Genomic DNA, 16,754 nt, shown 5'->3' with positions numbered 1-16,754 from the left:
GACCAGCGCTGTACGTTCCGAGCGTCATCGCGACGTCTCGCCGGGGGTGGAGTCGTCGCCGGAGGAGCCGGTGGCCGGAACCGACGGGGGCAACTCGCCGGCGCGCGGGCCCAGCCCGTAAATGCCGAGCAGCCGCTCGGTCGGATAGGTCAGCGGGGGCATGTCGTCCAGCGGGAACCAGCCCGCCTCCAGAACCTCGCCGCCGTCCACCGAGGTGGGGGTGCGGGAGGCGGGCAGCGACACGAACCAGACGGTGTCGACCACGCCGCCGTTCGGGTGGATGACCGCGTTCGGGACGCCGGGGGTCAGGTCGCCGGGCTCCACCCGTACCCCGGATTCTTCGAAAAGCTCGCGTGCGGCACCCACCGCGGGCAACTCGCGGCGCTTGAGCAGGCCGGCCGGCAGGCCCCAGCCGCGGCCGGGCGGCTGGCGCAGCAGAAGGATGCGCCCCGGCTCGGGGGCCTCGGAATCGAGGACGATCGCGACTGCGCCGACGAGGTACTTCGGGGAGATCAGCCGGGCCAGCTGGCGGCGCGCCGGCAGGGGCAGCCCGTAGAAAGCCTGATAGGCGAGGCCGCGAAGCTGCCGAGGAATGTTCACGCCGGTAAGGCTAGCGTGGCTGGGCGGCTTGGCGCCGCACAGCCCGACCCGGGCGGCCGGCGCCGCACGGGCCACCAGGGTCAAGGTTTGACCAAGGGTTAGTCGGGGTGGTCGACCAGGGCGATGAGCTGCTCGACCACGGCGTCCGGCTCGAGGTTGCGCTCGCAGACGGCCACCAGCAGGGTTTCCAGGTCGGGGTAGCCGAGTTCCTCGGCGAGGCGGCGCAGCGGCACCTCACTGGCCAGGCCGCGGTCGTGCTTGCGAAGACAGAGGCCGATCGTGGCCCGGCCGAGGCGAACCTTGTCGGCGATGCTGATGCCCGGCTCGTTGCGCTCGTCGAAATACCGGTTGATCTGCATCTGCGCCTGGCTCGATTTCACGAAGCCCAGCCACTCCTTGCGGGGGCCGCGTGGCGCGTTCGGCTCGACCTCGACGTGGCCGTCGGACTCCGAGAAGATCTCCACCACGTCGCCGTCGCGCAACGGGGAGCTGAGGGGGGCGAGACGTCCGTTGATGGTGGCGGCAAGGCATTGATCGCCCTGCTGCGGGCCCAGCTCGTAGGCCAGGTCGACCGGGGTGGAGCCGCTGGGTAACTCGTACGCGTTGCCGTGGGCGAAAACGGTGATCTGGCCCTCGGCGAGGTCACATCGCAGCGAATCGAGGAACTGGCCCGCGTCGGTGGCGTCCTGCTGCCAGTCCAGCACGCGTTTCAGCCAGGTGAGCTGGTCGGCGCCCGGTGGCTCGTCGGCCACCTTGGGATATCGGTAGCTGGTGGCAACGCCGTACTCCGAGTAGCGGTGCATCGTCTCGGTGCGGATGAGCACTTCGACCAGCCGCCCCTCTGGCCCCACGACCGTGGTGTGCAGGGAGCGGTAGAGGTTGTTCTTCGGCGAGGCGATGAAGTCCTTGAACCGGCCGGCCACCGGGCGCCAGCGGCCGTGGATCGCGCCCAGGGCCGCGTAACAGTCGGTGTCCGGGCCGTCCACCACGACGGCGATGCGCGGCAGGTCCAGCGGGACGTTGTGGTTGCCGGCGACGGTGTCTTTCCAGATCGAGTAGTAGTGCCGCGGGCGTGGGGTCACCGCGGCGTCCACCCGGGAGCGGCGCAACGCCGTCCGCGCCTTGGCGGAGACGTCGGCCAGATAATCGTTCCAGCCGGGACGGTTCTTCACGTGCTCGTCGATCCGCGCGAACGCCTCCGGCTCGAGGTGGAAGAGCACCACGTCGTCGAGGTCGCGCTTGAGGGCCTGGATGCCCAGCCGGTCGCAGAGCGGAACCAGCACGTCGAGCGTGGCGGTCGCGATCCGGGCACGGGAGGCGGGGGAGCGGGCGTCCAGCGTGCGCATGTTGTGCAGCCGGTCGGCCAGCTTGATCACCAGGACGCGGACGTCCTTGCCGGCCGCGACGATCATCTTGCGGATCGTCTCGCCCTCGGCGGCCTTCCCGTAGTACGCCTTGTCGAACTTGGTCACACCGTCGACCAGGTGGGTCACCTCGGGCCCGAAGTCGCCGTGCAGCGCCTCCAGCGTGTAGCTGGTGTCCTCGACCGTGTCGTGCAGCAGGGCGGCAACGATCGTCGTGGTGTCCATGCCCAGCTCGGCGCAGATCTGCGCCACCGCCAGCGGATGCGTGATGTAGGGATCGCCGCTCTTGCGGAACTGCCCGCGATGCATGTTTTCCGCGATCGCGTAGCTGCGGCGGACCACGGCCACGTCGGCGGAGGGGTGGATGCTGCGATGCGTGCGGGTCAGCGTGGCGACCGGATCGTCGTCGTTGTTCTGAAAATTGAGCAGCGACCGCAACCGGCGGGTGAAGGTCATGTCTTGGGATGGGGTCGGCAGGGCACGACCGAGAGCGGCGCCGTGGCCGGCGTCGACGTCCACCCGGACACCCCCTCACCGATCGTCCACACCTCACCCGAGGTCTGGAGTCGCCCCCGCGTTCTCCCGCAAGCGAAGCACCTGAGGGGCCTGTTCGCCAAAGGCATCAAGCCGCCAAATGAGGTGAATCACCGCGAGGGCCGCGCGTGCCTTACAGCCTAAGCGAGCGAGCGTCATCCGAACGGTCAGTTACCGATAGGCGAACGGTCGAGTCTTGGCCGGATGCCGCCGTTTCCGCCCTGGTGAGGAGCCCGGCGAAACGCGCGGCGCCACGAACCGGTGACACCCAGTCGCCGGCGGTTTCCACCAAGCGGGTGTCCGGCCGCTCCAGCCACGCCAGGATCCGCTCGGTCTCCTCGGCCGACGCGGCGGGCACCGGACCGGATCCGGGAAGGACCGTCTCCGCGGTCAGCCGGGCCGCGTCCAGAGTCGGCCGGGGATGCTCGCGCGGTGGGGAGGTGGCCGCGGCGGCCAGCCGCCCGTGCCGGACCACGATGATCTCCCAGCCGCCCTTGTCGTCGCGCCGGGCGGCGACCACCTCGCTCAGCCGGGTCAGCGCGTCCAGCCGCTGCATCCGGATCAGGGCGCGCAGCAGGGCGATCAGGCGGGACCGGACGACCGCCGCGTCCTCGTAGCGCTGCCGGTCGGAGAGCGTCTCGATCCGCTGCAGGATCGCGGAGACGACCGGGCCCGGGTCGCCCGAGGTGGCTGTCCGGAACGGAAGGGCGGCGCGCAGGTCGTACTCCTCCGGGGTGATCTCGTGCTCGCAGGGTGCCGGGCAGCGGCCCAGCTCGGCCAGCGCGCAGGCCGGCGTCTTCGAGCGCAGCGAGAGCTTGTGGTTGCACTGCCGCAGCGGCACGGCGTCGTAGACGCCGGCCGCGGCCAACTCGGCCGTGCGCCGCGACGAGAACGGGCCCAGATAGGTCGCGCCGTCGTCGGCGAACCGGCGCACCACCGACAGCCGGGGGAACGCCTCGGCGGTCAGTTTCAGCCAGACCACCCGCTCGGGGAACTTGGACCTGCGGTTGTAGGGCGGGGCGTGGGCGGCGATCAGGCGCAGCTCCCGGACCTCCGCCTCCAGCGAGTGGGCGCACTCCACCGCCTCGACCCGGACCGCCGCGGTGAGCATCTCGGAGATCCGCGCGCGTTTCTCGGCGGCCGTGAAATAGCTGCGCACCCGGGTGGCGATGTCCTTGGAGGTGCCGACATAGAGCGGCCGGTCGTCGGCGGCCCGGAACAGGTAGACACCGGGCACGTGCGGCAGCCCGTCGGCCAGGTGCCGCTGACGGCGCTGCGCGGGGGTGACCGCCTTGGCGAACTCGATGGCGTCACCGAGCGAGTGAACCCGGAAGCTGCCGAGCCGCTCGATCAGCCCGTGCAGCACGTCGACGGTGGCCTTGGCGTCGTCGAGGGCGCGGTGCGTCGGCGTCGTGGCGGAGCGGAAGAAGTGCGCGAGCGTGCCGAGTTTGCGGTTGGGCACCTCGTCGCGGGTCAGCGCACGCCGGGCCAGCGCCGCCGTGTCGAGGACCCGGACCGGCGGCCACGGATAACCGTGACGGGCGCAGGCGGCCTTGAGGAAACCCACGTCGTAGGGCGCGTTGTGGGCGACCAGCACGGCGCCGCGGAGGAACTCCAGCAGGGCGGGCAGCACCGTCTCGATCGGCGGCGCCGGCCGCAGCATCGACTCGGTGATGCCGGTCAGCACCGTGATGAACGGCGGGAGCGGCACACCGGGGTTGACCAGCGTCGCGAACTCGCCGAGGTGCTCGCCGCCGCGCACCTTGACGGCGCCGATCTCGGTGATGCCGGCGCCGTCCGGCGCGCCGCCGGTGGTCTCCAGGTCGAGCACCACGAACGTGGTGTCCGCCAGGGACAGCGCCGCCGGATCGACCGAGCCGTCAGCGGTCAGCAAGGTGTCCAGAGTGCCCTGCACATAGGCCGGATGTGTCACGGGCCGGAACATTAGAGCGGGGGTACGACAGAAACTCCGGCGCGGCCCTGAAAAGATCACTTGCTCCGACAGGCAATTCGGTCCTGCCCGGTGTGAGAATGGGTGGATGTCCGCGCCGCTGAGCCCCGAAGACCGCCCCGTTGAGGAGGCGGCGCTCGCGGATGCCGACTTCACCCCCGAGCCGGTTCTGCCCGAGGCGGTGCGCCAGCGGATCATGACGTTGGCGGCGGCCGCCCTGCCCGGTCTGCCGGCCGAGGAGATGCCCGTCCCGCTGCGCCGGGTCGCCCGGTTCGCCCCCAATCGCCGGGCTCGGCTCGGGGGCCGCGACATCGCCGCGCAGCTGGTCGCCGACCCGCTGTTCCGGCAGCGGATCGGGGCCCGGATCGTCACCGAGGCCGGTGATCTCGGGGCGGCCGTGACCAGCGGGGTCGCCCCGGCGGCGGCCGACCCGGTCGAGGTCGCGGCGCTGGCCTACCTGGCCCGGCCGGACAGCTGGCGTGAGCTGATCGACGCGGCCGGCGACGCGGTCCGCGCCGAGGCCGACAGCGCCGCGATCGCCGGGCAGATCCGCGCCGCCGAGCAGCGCGCCACCCGCGCCGAGCACGACCGGGCGGTGGCCCGGGTCGAGGCGGACAAGCTGCGCGACGAGCTCGCCCGGGTCCGCGAGGAGCTCGGCCAGCTGCGCGAGGAGGCTCGCACCACGTCGAAAGCGCTTCGTGAGGCACAGGCCGCACAGAAGCGGGCCAGTGATCTGCTGGCGACGGAGAAGGGGAGGGCGGCGCGTGCCGCCCTCGACCATGAGGCGGAGCTCCGCCGGCTGCGCAGCCGCCTGGCCGACGCGGAGGCGGCCGCCGCCACCGGCAAACAGGCGGCCAAGGACGCCCGGGCGGTCGACGACGCCCGGCTCTGGCTGCTGCTGGAGACGATCGGCCAGGCCGCCAGCGGGCTGCGCCGCGAGCTGGCCCTCGGGCCGGCCGACAAGCTCCCGGCCGACTTCGTGGCCGACACCGCGGCCGAGCGTCCCGGCGCCCCCGAGCGGTCCCGGGCCCGGGCGCAGGACACCGACGACCCCGGCCGCCTCGACCAGCTGCTCGCCCTGCCCCGGGCGCACCTCGTCGTGGACGGGTACAACGTGACCAAGCGCGGCTTCGCCGACATGTCCCTGGAGCAGCAGCGCAAACGGCTGATCACCGGGCTCGGCGGGATCGCCGCGCAGACCGGTGACGAGGTCACCGTGGTCTTCGACGGCGCTGAGCGGGTGCACGGCCTGCCGCCCGCCCCGCGCGGGGTGCGGGTGCTCTTCTCCCGCAAGGGCACCACCGCCGACGAGCTGATCCGGCAGCTGGTCCGGGCCGAGCCGCCCGGCCGCCCGGTCGTCGTGGTCTCCTCCGACCGGGAGGTCGCCGACGGGGTCCGCCGGCACGGCGCCTACCCGATGGGGGCGGACTCGTTGCTGCGCCGGCTGTCGCGTTCGTAAAACTGTCGTACCCCTCGCTTAGCGTCACTGTCACCGATGGTGACCGGCGCCGCTGGTCCTCCCCGGAGGAGGGGTAATGATCATCGATTGCGGACGGTGCGTCGAGCGCACCGACGAATGCACCGGGTGCCTGATCAGCGTGCTCAACGACACGCCTGACGGGATCGCCGACCTGACCTCGGCCGAGTTGCGGGCGATCGAGACCTTCGAGCTCGCCGGTTTCGAGGTCGAGCTGCTGGAGACGCCACCGGCGCCGGAGGCGCCGGTGGTGGTGCCGATCTTCCCGGGCCGTCGCCACGTTGCGTGATCATCACCCGTGCCGGGGCGGCTCCGGCTCGGTGTGGCTATCTAGGATGGGCGGTCACAGCCCGATCGACAGCGGGCTTCGAGGGGAGCGGGCGATGACACGGGGCGGGCACCGGTGACGCCGCGCTTCTGGGCTGCGGGCACGCTGGTGGTGCTGCTCGCCGGCCTGGCCGTTTTCGTCATGACGGCGGTGCCCTGGCAGCGGGCGCCCGCGCCCCGGGCCGATCAGCTCGCCGCGCTGGAGCAGCTGCCCGCCGATCAGGTGGCCCGGGCCCGCTCGTTCCACGGCGAGCTGCGTCCCGGCAATTACCTCGGCCTGACGCTCGGCCTGCTGGTGGCGCTCGCGCTCGGCCTCACCCCGATCGGCGCCCGGCTGGTCGAGCTGGCCGGCCGGCCGTTCGGCGATCACTGGCTGGCGCGGGCCGTGCTGGGCGGGCTCGCCGTCGTGCTGGTGGCCGAGCTGGTCACCCTGCCGCTCGCGATCTGGCGGCACACCATCGTGGTGCGCTATGGGATCTCCACCCAGACCTGGTCCGGCTGGGGCGTCGACCTGCTGAAGTCGTATGTGGTGGGTGCCGTGATCGGCGGGCTCACGCTGGCCGGCTTCTTCACCGTCACGCATTTCGCACCGCGCTGGTGGTGGGCGTTCGGGGCGGCCGGGGCGGCCGGCCTCGTGGTGCTGCTGTCGTTCGTGCTGCCGGTGCTGGTCGAGCCGATCTTCAACCGGTTCACCCCGATGCCCGACGGGCCGCTGCGCACCGAGCTGCTCGCGCTCGCCGAACGCGACGGTGTCCCGGTGCGCGACGTGCTGGTCGCCGACGCGTCCCGGCGGACCCGGGCGGTCAACGCCTACGTCTCCGGTCTCGGCCCGACCCGGCGCATCGTCGTCTACGACACGATGCTGACCGAGGCCACACCGGAAGAGGTGGTCTCGGTGACCGCCCACGAGCTCGGGCACGCCAAGGACAACGACGTGCTGACCGGCACGATCATGGGTGCGCTCGGCGCGGCCGCCGCGGTGATCGCCCTCTATCTGCTCGGCTCGTGGGGGTGGCTGCTCCGGCTCGCCGGGGTGGACTCGATCGGCGAGCCACGGGCGATCGGCCTGCTGCTGGCCATGACCACCGTCGCCGGTCTGGTGGCCGGCCCGGCTCAGGCTTTCGTGTCCCGGCGCGTCGAGGCCCGGGCGGACCATCACGCCCTCATGCTGACCGGTGATCCGGAGACCTTCGAGGCGATGCAGCGCCGCCTCGGCAGCGTCAACCTCGCCGACCCCGACCCGCCGCACTGGGAGCACGCCATGTTCGCCTCACATCCGTCCACCGTGCAGCGGATGGCCGCGGCCCGTGCGTTCGCCCGGGGTGCCCGCTGATGGGGCGCACCCTGCTCGTCACCAACGACTTCCCGCCCCGGCCCGGAGGCATCCAGCAGTTCGTGCACAACCTGGCGGTGCGCCGGCCGCCCGGCTCGCTCGTGGTCTACGCCTCCACCTGGCGCGGGGCCGCCGAGTTCGACGCCGAGCAGCCGTTCGAGGTGGTGCGTGAGGACACCGGCATCCTGCTGCCCACGCCGGCGGTCGCCCGCCGCGCCGCCGAGCTCGCCCGCGCGTCCGGGTGTGACAGCGTGCTGTTCGGCGCGGCCGCGCCGCTCGGCCTGCTCGCCCAGGGGCTGCGCCGTGACGCCGGGATCGAGCGGGCGGTCGGGATCACCCACGGCCACGAGATCGGCTGGGCCGCTCTGCCCGGCGCGCGTGCCCTGCTGCGCCGCATCGCCCGCGGCAACGACGTCATCACCTACCTGGGGGAATACCAGCGCACCCGGCTGGACCGGGCCCTGCACGGCCTGACCGAGCTGCGCCGGCTGACCCCCGGGGTGGACGTGGACACCTTCCATCCCGGCGTCGACGGCAGCGCGGTCCGCAAGCGGCACGGCCTCGACGGCCGCCCGGTGGTCGTCTGCGTCTCCCGGCTGGTCCCGCGCAAGGGCCAGGACATGCTGATCCGCGCGCTTCCGCTGATCCGCCGCCGAGTGCCCGGCGCCGCGTTGCTGCTGGTCAGCGGCGGCCCCTACCGTAAAACGCTGGAACGGCTGGCCCGCGAGCACGACGTCGAGTCCGACGTGGTCTTCACCGGCTCGGTCCCGTGGGCCGAGCTGCCCGAGCACTATGCCGCCGGCGACGTCTACGCCATGCCCTGCCGCACCCGCGCCGCCGGCCTCGACGTGGAGGGCCTGGGCATCGTCTACCTGGAAGCCTCCGCCACCGGCCTGCCCGTGGTCGGCGGCGACTCCGGCGGCGCCCCCGACGCGGTCCGCGAGGGCGAGACCGGCTACGTGGTCGGCGGCACCGACCTCACCGCGATCGCCGGCCGCATCACCGACCTGCTGGCCGACCCCACCCGCGCCCGCGCGATGGGCCAGGCCGGCCGCGCCTGGGTGGAGCGGGAGTGGCGCTGGGAGAACCAGGCTGACCGCCTGACCGCCCTCCTCGACCCGGCCACCCCGGTTACCGATACCTGACCAGCTCCACCCGCCGCCGCTCAACCCGGGCAGCCCGCCGCGGCCGTGCAACCGGTACGACGCTGACACCCGCCCGCCCGCCCGCCCCCGGCCGGCGCCGGCATGCCGCCCGGCATCAGCACCGAGCGAGGCGTATGACGTCAGCGATCTGGTGTCGCATCGACGTCTGGCCGAACCGGCGAGATCGCCTTGCTGGTGGAGGTCACCCAGTCGGAAAGCCGGTGGACACTGCGCCGCGTGGCGGCGTAGTAACGAGACAGGGCTTCCGGCACGCCGTCGCGTGCCGTCCGTGCGTTGCGCGCCCTGCCGCGCTTGTGGAGCTCCGCTGACGGACCCCCGGGAGGAGGCCGCCGATGCCGGATCCCACCCCTGAACCCGCCCCGGCCCCTGGCCGGGCCGCCGCGGCCGATGCCGGACCAGGCGGCCCGGCCGAAGCGACCCCCACAAACGTGGAACCGCCCGGTGCGGAGGCCGCAGCAGCGAGGAAGGCCGGCGAGGACGACGCCGGGTTGGAAAACCGCGATGGCGGCGGCGGGGCGGAAGGGCGCGGGGGCGGCGTCGGGGTCGAAGGGCTTGAGGACGGCGAGATGGGGCTGCCCTACTGGCTGACCAGCACCGCCGAGGCCGCCAACACCACCTTTCTGCAGATGCTGCGCCGGCTGCCTCGGCTGCTGCGCGAGGCGTGGCTGCTCGCGTGGCGGGCCAGCCGCCGCACCACCATCGCCGTGCTGGTGCTGCAACTCGCTGCCGGGGCGGCTGCGGCGCTCGGGCTGATCAGCGTGGTGGGAGTCCTCGACGGGCTGCTGCGGGAGGGACCCACCCCGGAACGCGTGCGCGCCGCCGTACCCTCGCTGTTGTTCCTGGTCGCGGCTCTGGCCGCGCGTGGACTGCTCAGATCAGCCGCGACGGCGGCCCATGGCCGCCTCTCCCCGATGGTGTACGAGGCCGCGCAGATGCGCCTGCTCGACCTGACCACCCGGGTGGATCTGGCCACGTTCGACGACCCGGACTGGCGGGACGCCATGGAACGCGCCCGGGACCGGGGCGCCGGGGCCGCGCAGCAGCTCGTCGACCAGGGCATCGAGGTGCTGACCAGCCTGATCGGCCTGGCCGCCGCGGCCGGTGTCCTCACCGTGCTGCACCCGGCGCTGCTGCCGATGCTGGTGCTGGCGGTGCTGCCCACCGGCTGGGCGGCGGTGCGCGCGGCCCGGCTCGGCTATCACAGCGACCTGCGGCTCATCGCGGTCTGGCGGCGCCAGCGCATGCTGACCCACCTGCTGGCGCAGCGGGAGTCGGCCGGGGAGATCCGGGCGTTCACGGTTCGCCGGTTCCTGCTCACCGATGTGGGCCGGCTGCTGCGGGCCCAGACGACTGAGGAGATCCGGGTCGCCGACCAGGTGGTGCGCACCAACGTGGCCGGTCAGGCGCTGGGCGGGCTGGCCACCGGGTTGGCTTACGCGATGTTGTTCTGGCTGCTCTGGTCCGGCCGGATGGAGCTGGCCGCCGGGGGAGCGGCCGCCTACGCGATCAACATCGGGATCAGCAGGTTGAGCGAGCTGACCTTCACTGTCAACCGGGTGTACGAGCAGGGCCTGTACTTCGCCGACTTCCAGGGGTTCTGCGAGTTGTCGCTGACCCGCGCCGAGCCGTCGCTGCGGCGGCGGGCGCCGGAACGGTTCGAGGAGATCCGGCTGACGGGCGTGTCGTTCAGCTATCCGGACGCCGAACGGCCGGCCGTCGACGACGTCGACCTGACCCTGCGCCGCGGCGAGATCGTCGCGCTGGTCGGGGAGAACGGTTCCGGCAAGTCGACGCTCGCCGCCGTGCTGGCCGGCCTCTACCGGCCGCAGCGGGGCACGATCACCTGGGACGGGGTGGACGTGACCACCTGGCATCCGGACTCGATCCGGGAGCGGGTGGCGGTGGTGATGCAGGAGCCGACCCGGTGGCCGTTCTCGGCGCGGCAGAACATCTCCATCGGCCGGTACGACCGCCGCGCCTCCCTCGACGAGGTGCAGACGTCGGCCCGCGCCGGCGACGCCCACGAGTTCGTGATGGAGCTGCCCCGCCGCTACGACACGCTGCTCTCCCGGCATTTCACCGACGGTGCCGACCTGTCCGGCGGGCAGTGGCAGCGGCTGGCGGTCAGCCGGGCCTTCCACCGCGACGCCCCGCTGCTGATCTGTGACGAGCCGACCGCCAACCTGGACGCCCGGGCCGAGCACGACGTCTACCGGCGGCTGCGGGACCTGGCCGCCGGCCGTACGGTCGTGCTGATCACCCACCGGATGGCGAGTGTCCGGGAGGCCGACCGGATCTACGTCCTGGACCACGGCGCGGTCGTCGAGCAGGGCGACCACGACGAGCTGATGGCCGTCGGCGGCCTTTACGCCCAGCTGTTCACCCTGCAGGCCAGCGCCTATCAGTCGGCGTGAACCAGCTCCCGCTGCGCGGTGGCCCGGGTGAGGGTGCGCGAGCCGCGGATGAACAGCTGTGACACCGCCGAGCCGAGCAGCACCAGCGCGCAGCAGGCCAGCACCCGGTCGGTGCCGAACCGCTCGGCGAACGGCCCGGCCAGCGCGTTGCCGATCGGCATGGCGAGGAACGAGGTCACGTAGTCCCACGAGCCGACCCGGCCCAGCATCCGCTGCGGCACGTTGTCCTGGATGGCGGTCTCCCAGGCGACGTCGAAGAAGATCAGCCCGCAGTAACCGATGACGGCGCCGGCCAGGACGGCGGTGAGGGTGCCGGGCCAGACGTAGGCGAACGCCCACACCGGCATCAGCATCAGCGCCAGCCACCCGGCCCGGAGCAGGCGCCGAGGGCGGAAGCGCATGGCGAGCGCCGCGCCGATGAACCCGCCGAGGCCTTCGGCAGCGGTGATCAGGCCGATCGCGTGTGCGCCGCCGAGCCGTTCCACGGCGACCACCTGCACCAGGACCAGGATCATGCCGTTGGCGATGTGGTAGACGGTGGCGCCGAACAGGCCGCCGATCAGCCAGTCGCGGCTGCGGACCTCCCGCCAGCCGGCGCGCAGTTCACCCAGCATCGGGGCTCGGGGGCCGCGCTCCGCCCGTACCCGAATGAGAGCGGCCGCGACCAGCGACAACAGGAAGCTGACCGCGTTGACCGTGAAGCCGGCCGGCGCGCCGAAGGCGGCGACGGTGATGCCGGCGGCCGTCGGGCCGGCGATGCCGCAGGCCGTTTGCAGCATGCTGAGCGTGGCGTTCGCCGACTGCCGGCGCTCGGGCGGCACCAGCAGCGGTTTGAGGGCGGTCATCGCCGGGCTGAAGAAGCTGCCGGCGCCGGCCGAGACGACCGTGAGCGCGCAGAGCAGCGCCAGGTGGTAGCCGCCGCTCGCGAACATCGCGGCGATGCCGGCGGTGGCCGCGAAGCGCACCAGATCGGACACGACCATGACCCGCTGCGGCTGGAGCCGGTCGGCCCAGACACCGCCGAACAGGGTACCGGCCAGCAGCGTGACGACCGAGCAGGCCATCACCAGGCCGAGGTCACGCGCGCCGCCGCCGGTGGTGACCACGGCGACGGCGAGAGCCACGGTCTGGAACCCGTTGCCGAGCCAGGAGAGGGCCTGGCCGGTGGCGAGGAGCCGGAAGTCACGCGTCATGGTCCTGAAAATAGTTCAGCGTCTAACTATCAGCAACTTAATAGTCAGACGCGTGGCAGAATGGCGGCATGGAAGACAGTGTCGATCAGCACGTGGCCCGCTGGTCGGCGTTCTGGAGGGACGAGCCGGCGTTCGAGCCCGAGGTCGAGGGCGCGCTGGTCCGGATGATCCACATCCAGCGCCGGCTGCGGCGGGAGGATGCCGCGGCGTTCGCCGGCAGTGAGGACTTCACGCTGCAGGACTACAAGACCCTGCACGTGCTGATGGTGCAGCCCTGGCCGACCGAGGCGACCCCGGCGCAGCTCGCCGAGGCGGCCAACGTGACGCGGGCGGCGATGACCAGCCGGCTGGACCGTCTGGTCGAGGCCGGTCTGGTCACCAGGGAGATGGACGCCACGGATCGGCGGCGCATGGTCATCCGGCCCACCCAGAGGGGCCGGGAGATGTGGAACCGGTATGTCTTCGAGGGCATCGAGCGGGACAAGCGGGTGATGGGCGCGCTCACCCGGGACGAGCTCGTCCAGCTCAACGCCCTGCTGCGGAAGGTTCTGAGATCTCTGGGCGAATAACGGCAGAAACGCCGAAGATGCCGGAAATGCTCAGAACTTCGGGGCGTCCGGGGCTTCCAGCAGGCCCAGCCGCAGCGCGGTCATGAGCGCCTGAGCCCGGTTCGCCGCGCCCAGCTTCTCGTAGAGCTTCGAGATGTGGGTCTTCGCGGTGGACTCGGAGACGAAGAGCTGCTTGGCGATGCCGGCCACGCTCATGCCGTCGGCGAGCAGGCGGAGCACCTGCCCCTCGCGCGGCGAGAGCTGCGGGCCGGACGGCGCCAGGCGGCGCTTCATGGCCTCGGCCAGATCGGCGGCGGTGAACGCGCTGGGCGCCGACGCGGCGTGCCGGGCGGCGGCCACGACCTCGTCCGCAGGCGCGGTCTTCGGCACGAACGCGCTGGCACCGGCCTCGAGGGCGCCGAACAGCTGGTCATCGCCCGCATACATGGTCAGGACGACGATGCCCATGTTCGAGTTGTTCTTCCGCAGGGCGCGGGTGGCCTCCAGGCCGCTGCCGTCGGGCAGCCGCAGGTCCATGATCACCACGTCCGGCTGCAGGGCGCCGGCCTGGCGCACCGCCTCGGCCGCGGTGGCGGCCTCGCCCACGACCTCGAACTGCCGGTCGCGCTCGAATGCGTGTCGCAGCCCCTTACGGATCAGGTCGTGATCGTCGACTAGGAGGACCTTGGTGCGCCCCGTCGGCGCAGGACTGGTCGACATGCTCGGGTTACTCCCCTTCTGGAGCGGAAACGCTATCCCGCACGCTATCGCGCCGAGGCGGAGTTCCGAGTACTACGGCGACGGTTGTCCCGCTGGGGTGTCGCGGCGTGATCTTGAGACGTCCTCGGATGCGTTCGGCACGCTCGGCCATGATGGTAAGTCCGTAACGGCCGTCCGGGCGCTCGTCCGCGAACCCCTTGCCATCATCGGACACTTCGATTTCCGCATATGGCGGATCAACCGTGCAAGTGACCCAGAGATTGGACGCGCCCGCGTGCTTGCGGGCGTTGGTGATCGCCTCCTGGGCGATCCGCAGCAACTCCGCCTCGGTCGCGGCCGGCAGCCGGGCGGTGGACTCGTCGAACGTGAAGTGCACCCGCAGGCCGGCACTCGTGCCGAGAGTCCGCGCATACTCCGCGATCGCCGCGGCCAGGCCGCCGTTGCGGTCGACCTCGGAACGCAGCTCGAACAGGCTCAGCCGCAGCTCGGTGATCACCCGGGTCACCTCGGCGCGCAGCGTGCGCAGCTCCTCGGCGGTCTCCTCGGCGCCCTCCGGCAGGGTGGCCTGCGCGTTGTCGATGCCGTAACCCACCATCACCAGCTCCTGGGCGACCCCGTCGTGGATCTCCCGCGCCAGGCGCTGGCGCTCCTCGTTGGTGGCCAGCGAGCGCACGTCGTCGAAGAGCAGGGCGGCTTCCAGCCGCAGCGCGGCCGGGCCGGTCACCTCGGTCACCTGCTGCACCACCACCGACGGGTACGCCCCCGAGGCGTCCGTCTCCAGGATCACCAACCCGATCGTGCGGACCCCGGCGACCAGCGGCACGACCAGCGAGGACACCTCACCGCTCTGGTGTGTGCGCGCCTGCGAGCGGCTCGCCACCTGTGGCTGCTGGGTGGCCCAGGCGTCCGCGATGGCCGAGTCGGCGTCGAGCGTGGTCTCCCAGTCGACCCGCTCGGCGCCGGTCTGCGCGAGCACCACGAGCCGGCCGCCGCCACTGGCCGACAGCACCGCCGCCCGGTGGCCCGGCGCGACCGCCCGCAGCTCCTCCAGCAGGTGCTCGGAGATCCCGCCCGGGTCCAGGGTGGCGCCCGGCAGGGACCGGGCGACGCTGCGGAGCTGGGTCAGCAGGCGGGTGGCTTCCGCATAGGGCTGAGGGGTGGGCTCGGGTGGCTGGAGCAGCTGGCGCATGGTCTCGGCGGCGAAGGTGACGATGACGCCGAGCACCAGCCACTGCCCGCAGGCCGCGAGATAACCCGGCTGGAAGAGAGTGGGATCACCCTCGGGATCGGGGAAGAAGCCGCCGGCGACCATCGAGACCGCGGCCACGCCGAGCAGCACGGCGCCCTCGGCGGCGCGCCGGTGCAGCGCCGCGGTGAGCAGCGGCACCGCCAGATAGGGGAGCACCGCCTCGGCGCCGAACCCCGCGTTCACCTGGCCGGCGGCGTCGGCGGAGGCGGCGACCGACCCGGCCGCGAGCCCGGTCACCACGACCTCGGCGAACCGGCCGGCCGGCGCGAGGATGTGATGGTCACGGGCCACGAACGCCGGCACCGCGGCAATCGCCAGCGCCACGATCCAGCCCAGCTGTCTCGGGTCCTCGGTGAAGGTCAGGGTGAGGGCGGCGACCAGCGCGAGCATGACGACACGGGCCACGGCTTCGACCGGGCGCAGTCGCGCGGGATCACTGGCTTGGGCTGGCACGTGACGGATGGTATCCGCACCGGCCGACATCGGCTCGTCTGCTCCGTCGCCCCGGTGACGCGCTTTGTCGTACCCAGCGAGTAGCCTCCCGTGCATGGCGGACACCTCGACGCAGTCGATTCAGGTCCATGCGCCACTCGCCCGGGTGGCCTCGGTGATCTGCGATTTCCCGCGGTACCCGGAGTGGGCCGAGTCGATCAAACGAGCCGAGATCCTCGAGGAATACGAGGACGGATATGCGGCACAGGTCCGCTTCCAGATAGACGCGGCCGTGCTCACCGACGAATACACGTTGGAGTACGCATATGCCGACGATCTGTCCCGGATCGAGTGGCACCTGGTCGAGCCGTCGAAGACGCAGCGCTCCCAGGACGGCTCCTACGACCTGGTGGAGAACGCCGACGGCACCACCACGGTGACCTATTCGCTGGCGGTGGACCTCGCGATCGGCATGCTCGGCATGTTCCGCCGCAAGGCCGAGAAACTGATCATGGACACGGCGCTCAAGGAGCTGAAGCGCCGGGTCGAGAGCCTGCCCGCGGCCTGACCGGCCGCGGTCACGAGGGGAGCGCAGATGGCCGGGGCAGCGCGTGAGGAGGCCGAGCGGCTGGTCGCGACGATCCTCGCCAGGGCGGCGACGGGCGGCCTGGGCGGCCGCAGCTCCGCTTCGGGTTCGAGGGATGCCGACGTTCTCGGGCTGCTCGGTGACTCGGTGGCCGGGCTCGTCGGCATGGTGACCGGCGCCGGCGGCCACTCCGGCGCCGGTGGGCAGGCTGCTGCCGGCGGGCCGGCCGGTGGGCAGGCCGGGGGCACCTGGGCCACCGGGAGCGCGGAGTGCTGCGTCTGCCCCGTCTGCAAGGTGATCGCGGCGATGCGTGACCCGAGCCCGGAGACGGCCGAGCGCCTCGCCACCAGCGCGGGTGACATCGCGCACGGGGTGGCGGGGCTGATGCGTGCCTTCGCCGGTCTGGCCGCGGAGCGCCCACGACCGCCGTCCCCACGGGAGGCGGCCGAGCCGCGCCCGGCTAATCCGGACCGGGTCTGGTCCGCCGCGACCGCCGCCGGGGGCAGTGCGGAGACCGGTGCGAAGCAGGCCGGCTTCGAGTCGGGTGGTGGGAAGCAGGCTGGCTTCGAGCCGGGTGGTGCGAAGCAGACCGGTCCCGAGCCGGGTGGTGCGAAGCAGGCCGGCTTCGAGCCGGGTGGTGGGAAGCAGGCAGGCTCCGAGCCGGGCGGTGCGAAGCAGACCGGTCCCGAGCCGGGCGGTGCGAAGCAAGCCGGCTTCGAGCCGGGTGGTGGGAAGCAGGCAGGCTCCGAGCCGGGCGGTGCGAAGCAGGCCGGCTTCGAGCCGGGCGGGGCTGAGCGGGCTGCGCCGGGCGGTGCCGAGCCGGCGGATCCGTGGGCGGCCGTCAGCGCGGCCGACGCCCG

At 72.5% G+C, this 16,754-nt stretch carries 14 protein-coding genes; 8 read left to right on the top strand and 6 right to left on the bottom strand.

Features of this window, described 5'->3' with window-relative positions; translation table 11 throughout:
• Positions 1-24: 24 nt before the first annotated feature.
• The 3 genes from AB0F81_RS33880 to AB0F81_RS33870 all read right to left on the bottom strand — a co-directional run bounded on the left by AB0F81_RS33880 (position 25) and on the right by AB0F81_RS33870 (position 4,443).
• A complete protein-coding gene (locus AB0F81_RS33880) occupies positions 25-600 on the bottom strand; it encodes an NUDIX domain-containing protein (protein ID WP_360203858.1) in 576 nt (191 codons plus the stop codon).
• A gap of 98 nt (positions 601-698) precedes the next feature.
• Entirely contained in the window at positions 699-2,483 is a 1,785-nt protein-coding gene (locus AB0F81_RS33875; RefSeq protein WP_360203856.1) for an HD domain-containing protein, read from the bottom strand.
• Positions 2,484-2,631: 148 nt separating this feature from the next.
• On the bottom strand, positions 2,632-4,443 hold the full coding sequence (locus AB0F81_RS33870) for a DEDD exonuclease domain-containing protein (protein WP_360203855.1): 1,812 nt from the start codon (positions 4,441-4,443) through the stop codon (positions 2,632-2,634).
• A 202-nt stretch (positions 4,444-4,645) separates the two neighbouring features.
• Between AB0F81_RS33870 and AB0F81_RS33865 the strand changes: the two genes are divergently transcribed.
• From AB0F81_RS33865 to AB0F81_RS33845, 5 genes are all read left to right on the top strand, one after another.
• Positions 4,646-5,908, top strand: a complete 1,263-nt coding sequence (locus AB0F81_RS33865; protein WP_360203895.1) for an NYN domain-containing protein — start codon at positions 4,646-4,648, stop codon at positions 5,906-5,908.
• 76 nt (positions 5,909-5,984) lie between these two features.
• Positions 5,985-6,215: a hypothetical protein gene (locus AB0F81_RS33860; RefSeq protein ID WP_360203853.1), complete on the top strand. Its 231-nt coding sequence runs from the start codon at positions 5,985-5,987 to the stop codon at positions 6,213-6,215.
• 114 nt (positions 6,216-6,329) lie between these two features.
• Positions 6,330-7,586 carry a M48 family metallopeptidase gene (locus AB0F81_RS33855; protein ID WP_360203851.1) on the top strand — a complete coding sequence of 419 codons (1,257 nt, stop codon included), beginning with the start codon at positions 6,330-6,332 and terminating at the stop codon, positions 7,584-7,586.
• On the top strand, positions 7,586-8,731 hold the full coding sequence (locus AB0F81_RS33850) for a glycosyltransferase family 4 protein (protein ID WP_360203849.1): 1,146 nt from the start codon (positions 7,586-7,588) through the stop codon (positions 8,729-8,731). Before AB0F81_RS33855 ends, AB0F81_RS33850 begins: the two co-directional genes overlap by 1 nt.
• Before the next feature lie 587 nt (positions 8,732-9,318).
• The gene (locus tag AB0F81_RS33845) at positions 9,319-11,166 is read left to right on the top strand and encodes an ABC transporter ATP-binding protein (protein ID WP_360203847.1); all 1,848 of its coding nucleotides are present in this window, start codon (positions 9,319-9,321) and stop codon (positions 11,164-11,166) included.
• Here AB0F81_RS33845 and AB0F81_RS33840 read toward each other — a convergent pair.
• Entirely contained in the window at positions 11,154-12,359 is a 1,206-nt protein-coding gene (locus AB0F81_RS33840) for an MFS transporter (protein ID WP_360203846.1), read from the bottom strand. The two genes, AB0F81_RS33845 and AB0F81_RS33840, sit on opposite strands and share 13 nt — an antisense overlap.
• A gap of 68 nt (positions 12,360-12,427) precedes the next feature.
• On the opposite strand from AB0F81_RS33840, the gene AB0F81_RS33835 reads away from it, so the two are divergent.
• On the top strand, positions 12,428-12,928 hold the full coding sequence (locus tag AB0F81_RS33835) for a MarR family transcriptional regulator (protein WP_360203844.1): 501 nt from the start codon (positions 12,428-12,430) through the stop codon (positions 12,926-12,928).
• Between the two features lie 30 nt (positions 12,929-12,958).
• Here the strand turns inward: AB0F81_RS33835 and AB0F81_RS33830 are convergent, their stop codons facing one another.
• Both AB0F81_RS33830 and AB0F81_RS33825 read right to left on the bottom strand, forming a co-directional pair.
• Positions 12,959-13,627: a response regulator transcription factor gene (locus AB0F81_RS33830; protein WP_196415199.1), complete on the bottom strand. Its 669-nt coding sequence runs from the start codon at positions 13,625-13,627 to the stop codon at positions 12,959-12,961.
• A gap of 7 nt (positions 13,628-13,634) precedes the next feature.
• The gene (locus tag AB0F81_RS33825; RefSeq protein ID WP_360203893.1) at positions 13,635-15,266 is read right to left on the bottom strand and encodes a GAF domain-containing sensor histidine kinase; all 1,632 of its coding nucleotides are present in this window, start codon (positions 15,264-15,266) and stop codon (positions 13,635-13,637) included.
• 157 nt (positions 15,267-15,423) lie between these two features.
• Here AB0F81_RS33825 and AB0F81_RS33820 point away from each other — a divergent pair, with 157 nt between their 5' ends.
• Positions 15,424-15,876 carry an SRPBCC family protein gene (locus tag AB0F81_RS33820; protein WP_360203842.1) on the top strand — a complete coding sequence of 151 codons (453 nt, stop codon included), beginning with the start codon at positions 15,424-15,426 and terminating at the stop codon, positions 15,874-15,876.
• Positions 15,877-15,903: 27 nt separating this feature from the next.
• Positions 15,904-16,754, top strand: an 851-nt coding sequence (locus AB0F81_RS33815) for a hypothetical protein (RefSeq protein ID WP_360203841.1), incomplete at its 3' end; no start/stop codon positions are given.

It is taken from the genome of Actinoplanes sp. NPDC024001 (genome assembly GCF_040638955.1).
Classification (GTDB): Bacteria; Actinomycetota; Actinomycetes; order Mycobacteriales; family Micromonosporaceae; genus Actinoplanes.
This window is presented reverse-complemented; position numbering and strand designations above follow the sequence as displayed.